Origin of the sequence: Paracoccus actinidiae (assembly GCF_030863885.1) — a bacterium.
GTDB lineage: Bacteria > Pseudomonadota > Alphaproteobacteria > Rhodobacterales > Rhodobacteraceae > Paracoccus > Paracoccus everestensis.
In genome coordinates, this window is record NZ_CP132956.1 from 3896028 (window position 1) to 3908709 (window position 12682).

Consider the following 12682-nt stretch of genomic DNA (forward strand, 5'->3'; position numbering starts at 1 on the left):
CCCATGGCTCCCTCGAGGCTGAAGTCGGCGGCAAGACCGACGGGAGGAGTCCGCTCAAGCGGCGGCCGCACCTTGGGGGTGAAATGATACGGAGCAGCTTGGCGAAACGTGGCTTGCGGCGCGCCAACCTGCGCAGGATCCGCCCACAGCCGGGGCGGTCTACGGCGCAGGAGGATCGATCCCGGCAATCACTGCGGTTAGGCGATCGAGCTCACGTTGGAGCGCATGGCGCTGGAGATCAGAGATGCGCCGTTCGCGTAAATGCGTCTTGGCATCAGCGGCCGCACGCTCCCACGCAGGCCTGTGGCGGGCAGTGATGCAGGCATTGGGACAACGGGTCGGCTCGCACAGAGTAGTGAGCGGTTGCGCGGGATTGGTGCTCGTCACACGCTTGAGGCAAAGCGCGGTCGCGGGATCGAAGAAACAATCTGCGAGTGGGCCGACATGGAAGGTGCGCGCAACGCTGGCGAGCATGACGCGCAGGCGGGCCCGATCGGCGACCATCGCGGGCAAAGGCCCAAGCTGAACAGCGGCATCGTCGAGCATCCGTGCGATGCGCGGCCCCGCCGGGCCCCCAAGCGATGCGCCGCCCTGCCGCCGGTCGAAATAGTCCAGCAAGTCGTCACTCTGCCCAAGTCGCCGCTGCGCCTCGACCTCGGCGCGAAAGCCCGATGCACTGGTTCCGGCATAGCCCTCAAACGCGGCCACCGAGGCATGCTTGTACTGGATCATGCCGGCAATGGTGCCGAACGGACGGTTGGCGATGTGCCATGCAATCGTGCGGCGGAACTGCCGCGTCGTGATGCGCCACGGCTTGCCATCGGGACCGGGAGGGATGACCGGCGCATCGGGGCTGCCGAAGGTGGCGTTGAGGTGGTCGCGGAAGGCGTTGAGCTGGCGGACCACCTCACTGGAAAGATGCGTCTTGGTGAGGGCGCCAGGGCGTAGCACGGGCCAGAGCGTATCGCTGCCGGTTGCGCGTGCCGGTCTTTCTGACAGGCGTTCGAGCACCGCGACCGCATCGGCGACCGGCTCGACCGTCACCCAGCTTGCTGCCTCGCCCATGGCGGACCGGCGCTTGTAGATGGTCGATCGAATGCGATGCCGCTCAATCAGGCCATCCTCGCTGCGCGTGATCGAGAGGCAGCCGCGCCGCATCGCTTGCACCTCGCAATCCCGCATGCCGGTCAGATAGGCGCACACTATATAGGCGGCGGCTTGAAGCATCCGCTCCTCGTGCGCGAGTGTCTTCGCGTCGAAGCGTGTGCGCCATGGCCGACCGCTAGCGGGATTGATCGAGACCGGCGTGTCCATTCCGCCCGCTTCGACGCCCAATTCGGCTGCGGCTGCTTCGATCAGTTCGGACGCGCCGCTGGTCAACATGAGATGCGCGCGCGGTTCCGCCTGCGCGTCAATCCCGGCATGAAGATGCAGAAGGTGGGCGTTGATCGGTGGGGTCACGATGCCGGTATTGGGATCGACGCGCACCTTGCCATTATGAGCGGTGCCCCAGATCGGCACGCCACGCCCCTCACGACGCCAGCGATCGAAAAAAGCCTTGAGGCGGGTGCAGCGCCGCTGACGGCGATCAGTATCCGAGAAGCCGGAGTCGGCGGCGACAAGGCAATCACGGCGCGCTTCGAGCCGTTCGAGTTCGCGGCGGGCTGCCAGAATATCGCTGGCGAAGATGGTGACGTATCGCAATGACCAGGCGAGCAGTGCGGCAATGACATCCTCCGGAAACCGCGGGGTCTGGTTCTCCACGACATACCGATAGCCAGCGACGCGGGCGGGCGCCTGTCCAGCCCAGGGCTCGAATACAAGGCCACCGCCAGGGAAATGGTTACGATAGTGATAGAGATCGGAGACCACTTCGAGGAGGTGGCCGACGATGACGGGTCGCCGGGCCGGATCGGCTCGGAGATGCCGGGCATAAGCATCGGCCAACGCCTGATCGATGCTGCCAAGGTCGAGCCGTCCGAGCGCCAGGCGCGCAAAGGCAAAGAACCGGCGTGCGTGGTTGAATGCCTGACGGATGCTCGCAGGCGCCAGCTTCTGGCGGTAGCCGGGAAGATCGACGTTGAGTCGGGCATAAAGATAGGCGCGCATCGCCACCTGCACATCGGCATGTTCAAGCACGTCGAAATGCACGGTGACGTGGCAACGCCGGGCGTTCTCGCGAAATACGGCGGGACCAAGATCCCAGATCGGGTCGCCAACGCGCGACAACTGTTCGCGGGCATAGTCTGCCTTCAGCGCCGCAGTCGCCAACACGGGGCGCTCGTCAAATGCCGTTACCTGAGCTTGGGCAAGGGTAATCATACATATGCCTCCGGCGGCAGATAAAGCCGTTCGCTTTCCATCTGCCGGCGCGCATCGGCAATAACGGCATCGGAGAAAGCCGGCAGGATTTGGGTGGTGATGCGAGCGTGAACGCCGCCAAATTTGGCCGCCCAGTCGTTCGCTGGCAGGCTCCGTCGCTGCGTTTCGGTGAATGTGAGGAAGGCGAGAATTGCGGGGAGCTTGCGCGCGGTAATGACTGCATTGGGGCAATCGAGACAGCCCCAGAAGGGCTGCGCGCAGGGCGAGCCGGCCTTGGCGAAAGGGCTGCGATAGAAACCCGCGCAGGCGGCGAGCCAGACATCTTGTTTGCCGTCGAGCAACGGACCCACCGTGTCTGGCGGCATCCCCGGCGTCCCCTGTTCGGGTGCTTCGCGCAGGGCCTGCTCGGCCGCAGGCGGGAGCACGGTTGGCATCGAGGCCGCGACCGCGTCATGAAAAGCATTAGCGATGGCTGCCTCGTGCAAGGGCCGGAGCGATGGCAGATCGGCATAGTGGCGGGCCGCGACCTCGTGGGTGTGACCAACCGCGAAACGCGCCATGTGCCCGTTGGTCTTGATGTACCATAACGCCTTGTGGGTCTTGCGGAGCCGGGAAAGCAGCAGATGCAACGCTTTGCCGTCGTCATCGACAATGCCGTGACGGCGAGCCCAGGCAGAAAGTTGATACGTGAAGTCGGCGACGCCGGCGCGAAGGCCACCATTGTTGTGATAGGCCCAGAGACAATCGCCGGGTAGATGCTGGCGGGCGGCGGCGGTGATGTCGATCAGGCGACGGATCAGCCCACCAGGCGTGCCACTTCCACCATCGCGGACCCGCATGCTCTTGTGCTCGGCGCCGCGGGCGCGGCGCTTCAGGTAACGCAGCTCCACCGTGCCAACATGGACGCTGGTGAGACAGTCCACGGCCAGCGTCTTCAGGCACTCGGGCTCGAGGCCAGTCTCGAGCGTGAGCAGCACAAGCAGCGCCGGCAGGTCGTGCGCGAGCATGTGATACTGGCCATGAAGGTCGCTGATGAGCGTCGCGGTTGGCAGGTTACGCCGCATGCGCATCAAATAAAGCTTCTGCAGCTCGGGCTGGTCTGCGACGATAAAGCCCTGTCGCGCGATGATTGCTTCGACAGCGGCACGAGCGGCGGTGATGGCCGGATCACCTTCGTCGGTTCGATCGTCAGCACCGATCCGGCGGAACATCGCCTCGACATCGGCTCGCGCCGCATCGCGCAACGCCCGCGCGACGAAGGGGCTATAAGCATCGCGCGGGGTCGAGCGGCCCACCGGTGTGGCCAGCGTGTAGCGCAGCCGCTCATGCAAGTCAGGCGCGATCCGATCCGGCCGGTCTGCCTCGATTGCGCGCAATGTATTGACGAACTTGCCAATTGTAGTGTGCCGGTGGATCAAGCCCATTCCGCGCCGTTCGAGCGCGGATGCAAAACCATCGACATGGACCGCGCGCAGGTCGCTGACGCCGGCCACCTTCGGAGCGTCATTGCCAAGCCAGGCGAGGAAATGACGATAGACCTGGACATACTGCCTGATGACGCTGGCCGCACCGATCGATCCGCCGAGCGCCGACACCCGACGCAGTGCACCGGCGAAGGCAATGGCAAGCGGGCGAGGATCGAACCCTCTCATATCGACCAGGACCGTCCCGCCATGCCGCGCCTCGATGGTGAACTTGAGGCCATGCACCGGATCGGGCTGCGGTCGCTCCGGGGTGATCGGCGCAAAGGCGACAGGCCGGCCCTTGCGGGGACGCTTGCTCATGTGCCCTGCGGCCCCGGCAGCAGCGCCAGCAGCTCCTCAACGGCTGCGTCCACTGTATCGGCGCGGGTCGCGATATGGTCGAGGTAGATATAGGTGGTGGTGAGGCTCGCGTGGCCGAGAAGCCGTTGCACCTGTTGCAGCGGGTCGCCCAGGATCAGCCGGTAGCTCTCCACCGGACCCGCCGGCAATGCAGCTTCGCGCAGCCGCTGCTGGATCAGCAAGGCGAGCATATGGACTGCAAAGGTGTGGCGAAGCTGGTGCGGGCTGATCGACAGAGAAAAGCCGTTCTCCGCACACCGGCTGCAGGCCCGAGTGAAGATCACCTCCCACGAGTTGGGACGGACCGGCTGCCCGACTTCGGTCAGCCAAAGCGCCGCCGGTTCGCGCGGCGTTCCATCCTCGTCGCACAGGATCAGGCGGCATCGTTCCTCCGGGGTGCAGACCTCGCGCATGCGGTTGAGACCTGCGCGGGTAACAAGGATCGGTTGCCCGAGCTTGGCCGCGCCGCCGCGCGTTGCGAACTTGACCACGCCCGCAGCGCGCTCGACAGCGACATAGGCAGCGATCTGACGAAGCAGGCGGCGTGGGACCAGAACACTGCGTCCTCGGTCGCCCTTGGTGAGCGGCGGTGGGAGAGGCAGCCACAGCTGTTGGGTCCGGTCGCCGTCACGGTCGAGCGCCGCGAGCTCGGTAGCCAGCAGGCCTGACGCCTCTTCGAGGCGCAGGCCGGTGGTGACGAGAAGGTCGGCGAACAGCGCGTTGCGCAGCCCGTTCCGATCGCGAGCGCCGGGGCGATCCGTGCCGTCAGGTGTGAGGCTGCGCAGACCGACCTCGCGGAAAAGGTGGTAGTCGTCCATTGTGACGAACCGCACATCCGATCGCTTGGCAACACGTTCATAAGCGTCGTTGCGCGCCACGATCATGCCTCGGCGACTCCCCTGTGCCGGACGCCACACGGCACGCCGGCTGAACGGCGCATCGGCGATCAGCCCGTGGTGCTCGCCCCAGCGGTAGAGGCGATCAAGACTGGCGACAGCCCGATTCCAGCTTGCTGCCGTGATCCGGTGATCGGCTTGGTCTCTGCGGCGCTCACGGTGATATGCCACCACATCGTTCCGGGTCGCACCCCACACAGTCTTGCCGCAGGCATCGAGAAAGCGAAGCCAGACCGCGACATCATAGGCGTAGGCGCGAAGCGAGTGCCGCGAGCGGACACCTGACAGCGGCAGGTCGAGAAAGAAGCGATCCAGCTCGGGATCATAAAGCGCGTCATCGCGCAGGATCAGCGGTACATGCGCATCAAGACCCTTGGCCTCACGATGCTCGCAGACGGTAATGATCGCCATCAGCGCGAAGCCCTCCCCAGACCCCCCACCCGAACGCAGACCTCACACCCGATACGCTCTATGGCCCGGCAGTGATCAGGCCGGCCTCCGCCAGCTCTTAGGTCAGCGCTACGGCCGGCCTGATCACTGTCTACCGTGGGCGTTCATCGCCCGATCCTACTGCAAAGCGGCGAGTGGCACACACTGTCCAGATAACACACAGCATTCTTCCGCCGCATAGGCGGCCGAGCCGAACCGGCCCGAGAGATCGCGGTCAAGCCTGTGCCTTGCCCCTGAGGCGTGGCCGTGTTCATGAAGCCAGACACCGTAAAAGGACGCCGCATCCCGGAACGACGCGAAGTCCGGCATGAACACCGTATCTGACGACACCCGATAACAGGCTTCTGAACCTCCGAACACGGTCCTGATCCCCAGGTTGGCAATAAAGGCCTCCGCCTGCGCCAGACGCTCGTCCTCTGGCAGGAGGCGTGTTGAGGGACGCTCGTATCCATCGACCTGTGCGACGTTGAACACGGAGAAGGTCTTGGCAAACATCCGGACACGGCTGCTGTCGTCGTTGTTATCGTCATGGTCACCTGTCAGATCAGAGGGTGCGATCTGCTTCCACAATACGACGGTGGTCGAGCATTCGCCCTTGCGCACCTGCGCACCGGCTTCCTGCCATTGTCGATAGGTGCCCCACAGGCCATCGCTGTAACCGTCCGTCATGGCAGCCGCCCACAGCGCCACGGTGTTGATGCCACGGTAACGTCTGCCCGACGCGACATTGGTCGGGCGGGCGGCACTGGTTCCGTTGTGGAACCATGGCGCGTGCCACTCGCCTGCCCCGTGCTCAATGGCCGCGATGATCTCGGCAGTGACGCGCGTGTAAACATCGGCACGCGCTCCAGGCTTCACGCTGGGAGACTTTGTGACGGCTCCCCCAAAGCGGCGCGAACCCACAGGATCGACACCGCTTGCGGGAGGTGTCGGCTGGGCGGTGCGGTTATGTCTGGGCATCGGGATGTCCTCCGACGGGCGCTGGAGGCCTCTCCTCCCGCTCTCAACCCGTCATGGAACACCCGGCAGGTCTCTGCCTCTCAAACACGGGCAGCTCAGCCCAAAGAGGTCCACACCAAGCAAAGGCAGGAGCTCGCGACATCTCTTTGGGGTTGCCGACCCGGCGGGATGCGTGATCTGTACTCGATCCGCAACCGGGCCGATCCAAAGGACCTTCAACGACGCGAAGGGCGGGAAGCAGCCTGACGGTCTGAAATTTCCAGGTATTCTCGAGTGATCCTTTGTGGACACCTCGTTTGGCCCTGTTTCTCTCTGAAGGGCAGGCTCTGACCTCCAGTCCACCACGAGCTGGCTTTGAGGCACCAGCCACCAAAAGATTTAGCAAATACATTCAGAAAATCCATCAGGATATTCACTTTATCACGCATCCCATGACCAGAACTTATCCATTAGCCAATAAGGGTCATGACATTATTCGGAATTATCTTTATATTCGGCCATTTTCTTGCTAATATTAACTCGGACGTTCGTCATTATATTCTGAGGTTAATATTATGTCGGGATCTTGGAGATTATCATTCATTCGCGAAGGCGACGGCTACATTTCTTTATATTCGGCCATTTTCTTGCTAATATTAACTCGGACGTTCGTCATTATATTCTGAGGTTAATATTATGTCGGGATCTTGGAGATTATCATTCATTCGCGAAGGCGACGGCTACATTGCCAGATCGGCAGATCGGATCACGGCTCGCACCCCTGGAGGCACCTGGAGTGATCCAGAAAGGCCTTATGTCAGGGATCGGACATCCCGATCGGAAAAAGAGAGCAATACAGTCGGGCGGTTTCTGGAATTGCGGGATGAACAGGGCCGAACCCTTTATCGTCGCGCTGTCACGCAAAGCCTGCCGGATATGCTCGAATATCCAACGGGCGATCCAGATCGTCCTTTTGGCCGGGCGCCCGTACCGCAAGGCAAGGTGATTTTTGTCCGCGTGCCTGCCGACGAGCGGGCACGATCCGCGGCGGTGGTCGATGCGACCGCTGCGAAGCGTGGGCGGCGCAGTGCGGACGCCGGCAATGCCGAGGCACGCATTCAGAAGCGCGTGATCGCCGAGATCAGTCTCCGCCAGGATGGCAAAGAGGAGGCACGCTGATGGGTACGTCTGACGGGACCGTCATCGGAATGACGAAGATCTTCGACTCCGGATCTCCTGCATCGCGGTGGAACCTCGTGATCGTCTCGGACGGCTATCGCAACACCGAAATGGCCCAATTCGCGGCCGATGCTGACGCGGTCCGCGATTTCATCTTCACAGTGCCTCCCTTTGACCGGCCTGAGATCATTGCCGGCATCAACATCTATCGGCTGGACGTCACCTCGACGGATTTGGGCGCCGACAATCCCGACTGCGACGGGGTCAACGGCGCCGCCACGACTGCTGCCACCTACTTCGACTCCACTTTCTGCTCGGATGGCACGACTCAACGGCTTCTCAGCGGCGACAGCGCGCTTGTTGAAACAACCGTTGCCAGCCTCTTGCCGGACTGGAACCAGATCCAGGTCCTGGTGAATGATCCGGAACGTGGCGGTGCCGGGGGCACGATCGCATGGTCCAGCAACCAGTCAAGTGACTGGCGCGAGGTCGTGCTTCACGAGATCGGCCACTCGGCCTTTGAGCTGGCTGATGAGTATGATTACGGCGGTCCCGACACCTTTGCGGACGGTGAGCCAGACGAAGTCAACGTCACCATTCAGCCGGACCCTGCTTTGGTGAAATGGAAATCCCTGGTGACCGCCGGTTCAGCGTCGCCTACACGGTCCAACCCGAATTGCGCATCGACCGACCCCGGCCCCAGTCCCGTTGCGGCAGGTGTCGTCGGCACCTTCGAGGGAGCCAAGTACAGCCACTGCGGTGCCTTTCGTCCAGTCTGGACCTGCATGATGCGCGATACGGCAGAGCCGTTTTGCCCGGTTTGCACCGGCAAGATCGTGGCCGATATGGCGCCCTTCGCGCAGCCCGCACCTGGCGGCGACGTGACCTTGGCCACACCGACTGTCGACTTCAACGACGTACCGACCGGCCTCACTGTCAATCGCGCCGCGCGCTTCAACGTGAACAGCGCCCTGCCGGTGACGTTCCAGATCATCACCCCCCCAACCGCACCCTTTGCTCCCGCAACCGGCACCCTGGTCGTGGCCCCGCCAGCTGGGCCTGCACCCTGGCCGGGCTATGTCTGGTTGCAGTTCCAAGCCGGCCCGACGCCGGGTCCGGTCCCGTCACAGCAGATTACGATCCGCTGTCTTGAAACGGGCGAGGACTTCCTCGTCACACTGGTTGCGAACGTGATTGCCCGCCCCCGTGTCGCCACGCAGCTGGTCTTCGACAAGTCAGGTTCGATGCTTGATCTCACGGACGAAGGACGCACGAAGGAACAGGTGCTCCGAGACGCAGCCTCGGTCTTTGCCGACCTTCTTTGGGACGACAATGGCATCGGCATCAACGCCTATGATCAAGACCCTCATCCCATCCTCGACGTGGCTGTCGCGGGCGCCCCAGGGGCGGGTCAGGGACGCGATGCGGCGATCGGTGCCATCGGCGCCCATGTGTCCAATCCCGGCGGCCTGACCGCGATCGGGGACGGGATAGAGCTGGCCGCCCAAAAGCTGACCGGCGCACCCGGCACCTGGGACAATCGCGCCATGCTGGTCATGACCGATGGGATCGAGACGGCGGACAAGCGGGTCGCCGATGTTGCGGATGCCATCACCTCCCAAGTCTATGCCATTGGTCTGGGCACGCCTGAACAGATCCGCCCCGCCACGCTGAATGCCCTGACCAGCGGGACAGGCGGCTATCTTCTGATGACCGGCAACCTCTCAACCAATGACGGCTTCCTGCTCGAGAAGTATTATCTTCAGATCCTGGCCGGCGTGAACAACAACGATGTGGTTCTTGATCCCGAAGGGCGGATCGCACCGGGAGAGGTTGTCCGTATTCCCTTTGATGTCACCGAACAGGATGTCGAGATCACGGCCATTGCCCTGGGCAAGCCTGCGCATTTCTTCATCATGGCCCTGGAAACGCCAGCCGGCGACATCGTGGGCTTCGGGGACCCTGCCCTGATCGCACGGGCCAGCCCGCGGGTGATGCACATGCGCGCGGGCCTGCCGCTTCTTGCAGGCGGCCAGCCCGCCCAGACGGGCCGATGGACCCTGCTCCTGGCGCTCAATCCGCGGGGCACGGGCATCAAGGACAATCCGGGATGGAGCGGCGCCAGTTTCACGATCCCCTATTCGGTCAGCGTAACCGCCCTGTCGAACCTGCGCATGAGCCCTGCCCTGCACCAGACCAGCCTGCAGCCGGGTGCCACCGTCACAGCCCGCGCGGTGCTGACCGAGTACGGGGCGATCTTCCGCGGCTCTGCTGCGGTGCGGGCCGAGCTTGTCCGGCCGGATGGAACAACAGCGCTGCTGCCTCTGCCCGCTGTGGCAGGTGACCCCGGGGTGTTCCAGAACACCGTTGTCGCAGATCAAAGCGGCGTCTGGAAGTTCCGCTTCCTTGCTTCCGGCACGACATCTCACGAGCAGCCGTTCATGCGCGAAGCGCTGCGTACGGCTGCCGTTTGGCAGGGAGGCGACAATCCCAATGGCGGGGGCGCACCGTCAGGGGGCGGCTCCGGTCCCGGCTCTGGTGACGGCGTCGACTGGGGCGATCTTCTCGAATGCTTATTCTGTGGGAAGGTCATCGATCCGCGCTTGGCCGAACGCCTGAAATCGGCGGGGTTTAACCTGGATGAGCTTTGCCGATGCCTGAAGACCGCGAAGCGCTGTGGTTGCAAAGAGGATGATCGCAACGACATCATCAAGAGGATCACAGATCTGTTGCGGTGAACTGGCAGCCGCTCCTTTTGTTCAGCAAACACATCTGCAGCAGTACCCTGTGCCGCTGCCACCTCGAACGACAATCAGGCCGTGGGCGACATTCCTGGCGGGAAAAGTCCCAGTTTAGGTCTGTCGGCTGCGAAAGTCCGAACGTCGCTGCAGGGCGGGAAGCCGTCTGATGGCGGTGCAGCATGGCAATTGCAGTATCAAGCTGAAGCGGACGCTCATCCGCCGCGCAGCATCCCTACCTCCTGTCAACACAGAGGGGGCAGGAGGACTAAGAACACCTAACAAAACCTTCTGATCTGGTTGAGGCAGATGAGAGCGCAGCCGAGGATCACGAAGGCCTCATGGATGTCGGCGCGCCGCTCATACCGGATGGCGAGGCGGCGAAAGCGGTCCGAGAGACCCTCGCTCAGCCCATCGAGCCGATGCCCCTTGACCTCGCCGCCTGAAAAACCGAGCCTTCACAGGTCCGGAGCAAGCCGCCAAGGAATTTCCAAAGCATCCGCGACACGACCTGAAGCTGCTGCGGGTTCCTATTGCACCGGTCATTTCGAAACTGTCAGGATGCGTGGTCATGGTCATGGTCATGGTCATGGTCTTGGCAAAGTGAACCGTGTCTCGAATCCACTGGGTTGTCCCGAACGCGGTGACCGGAGGTCCAGCCGCGATCCCGTTCTCTCGGCGATGGCCGCGACGATGGCCAATCCTAGCCCGCTGCCGTCTCCGCGCGCAGCCGCCCGTTCGAACCGGTTCGTGAGGCGGTCCAGAATGTCCTGGGGAACCACCGGCCCGTCATTGGCCACGATGAGCACGCCGTCGTCTGTCAGCGAGACATCGACAACAGTTCCCGCAGCCCCATGGCGCAGGGCATTTTCCACAAGATTGCGCAGAAGGATGGCGAAGATGTCGGGATCCAAGTCGGACAAGACCGGCGTGTCAGGTAGCGTCAGGACAATACGGCCTTCGTCCGTCGCCCCCGACAGATCATCCACGACGATACGGGCCACAGGGCTAAGGTCCGCAACCTCGTCGCGCCGCAATCGTCCGCCTTCCGCGCGGGCCAGTTGCATCAGGCGTTCGGACAGGCGCGTCAGGCGCTTCAGGGTTGCCTCGATCTCGGCGGCACGCGCCTCGGCTTGGGGATCATCCGTCTCTGCCTGCAGACGCTGCGCCTGAGCGATGGCGCCGGAAAGAGGGGTGCGCAATTCATGTGCGGCATTGGCCGCGAAGCTGCGCTCGGCCTCGAAGGCATCCGACAGCCGTGACAAAAGCCCGTTCAGTGTCTCTGCGACCGGGACCATCTCGCTCGGCAGGCCGTCGGTGGCAACCTGGGTCAAGTCGCGGGCCCCAAGGGTGGCCAGCTTGTCGTGATACCGCCGCAGCGGCGCGAGATTGGTCCTGACCGCAAGAAAGATCACCAGAAGCGCCACCGGGACCACGAACAGAAGCGGCAGGCCTAGCCCAACCTGGATCTCCCTCGCCACGAAGTCGCGGTGGGCCAGCGGCTCGGCCACGGTGATCCTGATCGTGCCCTGCACCGCATCGTCATTGTAGAACCTGTGGGTTTCGGACCGGCTGAACCCCATGCCGCTCCAGGGCGGAAAGATCGATGGATCGGCGGCATGGGATTGCAGCAGCAGGCGATCCTGATTGTCGCGGACGACATAGGTAAACAGCTCATCGTGATCGCGGATTGCGGCCAGGCGCTGAGTGATGCCCTCGTCCTCGCGCTCCAGGATATCCATCACGGCGAGTGGAAGGATCCGTTGTGCCGCTTCCTGAAGGGCTGCATCGAAGACCTCGTCCAGTTCGTGACGGGCAATCAGCGCGGTGATGCTGGTTGCCGCGATCCCGGATTTCTGCGCCAAGCATCCGCGATAGGAAGGCATGGAGGGCAATTGGTATCGGCAGACGGAACTGGCTATTTGCGGGTTCGGACGCGGGCGGCGAAACGCTTGCTCGCGCCCTGACCGTCATTGAAACAGCAAAGATGAACGGGCTAGATCCGCAGGCCTATCTCGCCGATGTCCTGGACCGCATCCACGATCACATGAACACCCGTCTCGGCGAACTGCTGCCCTAGAACTGGACGCCAATGGGACGGTCAAGACCGAGGCCGCGTAAACAGAGCCTGGAAGAGTTCCTGGGACTGCCTCAGACCCTCATCGGTCAGGATGACCGACTTTGCCTTGTTGACCGGATCGGCGATAAGGCCCCGCGCGTGCAACCGCTCCAAGGCGTCCCAGTCGAAGCCTTTCCACGCCAGCCGCTCGTCATGCAGCGTCAACCACAGCAGCGCCAGAACAGCCTTGTCGATCTTGTTCCGATCAATCTCCAT

Annotated in this window: 8 protein-coding genes and 2 pseudogenes; 3 read left to right on the forward strand and 7 right to left on the reverse strand. The window is 63.1% G+C overall.

Going from position 1 to position 12682, the window contains the following annotated elements; genetic code table 11:
* Nucleotides 1–159: 159 nt before the first annotated feature.
* The 4 genes from Q5701_RS19330 to Q5701_RS19345 all read right to left on the reverse strand — a co-directional run bounded on the left by Q5701_RS19330 (nt 160) and on the right by Q5701_RS19345 (nt 6451).
* Nucleotides 160–2322 carry an integrase gene (locus Q5701_RS19330; RefSeq protein WP_306752588.1) on the reverse strand — a complete coding sequence of 721 codons (2163 nt, stop codon included), beginning with the start codon at nt 2320–2322 and terminating at the stop codon, nt 160–162.
* A complete protein-coding gene (locus tag Q5701_RS19335; RefSeq protein WP_306752589.1) occupies nt 2319–4106 on the reverse strand; it encodes a hypothetical protein in 1788 nt (595 codons plus the stop codon). The genes Q5701_RS19330 and Q5701_RS19335 overlap by 4 nt, the downstream gene beginning before the upstream one ends.
* Nucleotides 4103–5452 (reverse strand): tyrosine-type recombinase/integrase, encoded by a 1350-nt coding sequence (locus Q5701_RS19340; RefSeq protein WP_306752590.1) that lies wholly within the window; start codon nt 5450–5452, stop codon nt 4103–4105. Before Q5701_RS19340 ends, Q5701_RS19335 begins: the two co-directional genes overlap by 4 nt.
* A 156-nt stretch (nt 5453–5608) precedes the next feature.
* The gene (locus tag Q5701_RS19345; RefSeq protein WP_306752591.1) at nt 5609–6451 is read right to left on the reverse strand and encodes an ArdC family protein; all 843 of its coding nucleotides are present in this window, start codon (nt 6449–6451) and stop codon (nt 5609–5611) included.
* 855 nt (nt 6452–7306) lie between these two features.
* Between Q5701_RS19345 and Q5701_RS19350 the strand changes: the two genes are divergently transcribed.
* The gene (locus Q5701_RS19350) at nt 7307–7609 is read left to right on the forward strand and encodes a hypothetical protein (RefSeq protein WP_306752592.1); all 303 of its coding nucleotides are present in this window, start codon (nt 7307–7309) and stop codon (nt 7607–7609) included.
* Complete coding sequence (locus Q5701_RS19355; RefSeq protein ID WP_306752593.1) at nt 7609–10347, forward strand: M64 family metallopeptidase; 2739 nt, start codon at nt 7609–7611, stop codon at nt 10345–10347. The genes Q5701_RS19350 and Q5701_RS19355 overlap by 1 nt, the downstream gene beginning before the upstream one ends.
* A gap of 278 nt (nt 10348–10625) precedes the next feature.
* On the opposite strand, the pseudogene Q5701_RS19360 reads toward Q5701_RS19355, so the two are convergent.
* Both Q5701_RS19360 and Q5701_RS19365 read right to left on the reverse strand, forming a co-directional pair.
* A pseudogene (locus Q5701_RS19360) lies at nt 10626–10733 on the reverse strand (IS5/IS1182 family transposase); the annotation flags it as partial.
* A gap of 201 nt (nt 10734–10934) precedes the next feature.
* Nucleotides 10935–12233, reverse strand: coding sequence for an ATP-binding protein (locus tag Q5701_RS19365; RefSeq protein ID WP_306752594.1), 1299 nt, complete (start codon nt 12231–12233; stop codon nt 10935–10937).
* Here Q5701_RS19365 and Q5701_RS19370 point away from each other — a divergent pair.
* Nucleotides 12230–12427 (forward strand): annotated as a pseudogene (locus Q5701_RS19370) (transposase domain-containing protein); the annotation flags it as partial. The gene Q5701_RS19365 and the pseudogene Q5701_RS19370 sit on opposite strands and share 4 nt — an antisense overlap.
* Before the next feature lie 21 nt (nt 12428–12448).
* Here the strand turns inward: Q5701_RS19370 and Q5701_RS19375 are convergent.
* Nucleotides 12449–12682 (reverse strand): DUF6429 family protein, encoded by a 234-nt coding sequence (locus tag Q5701_RS19375; RefSeq protein WP_306752595.1) that lies wholly within the window; start codon nt 12680–12682, stop codon nt 12449–12451.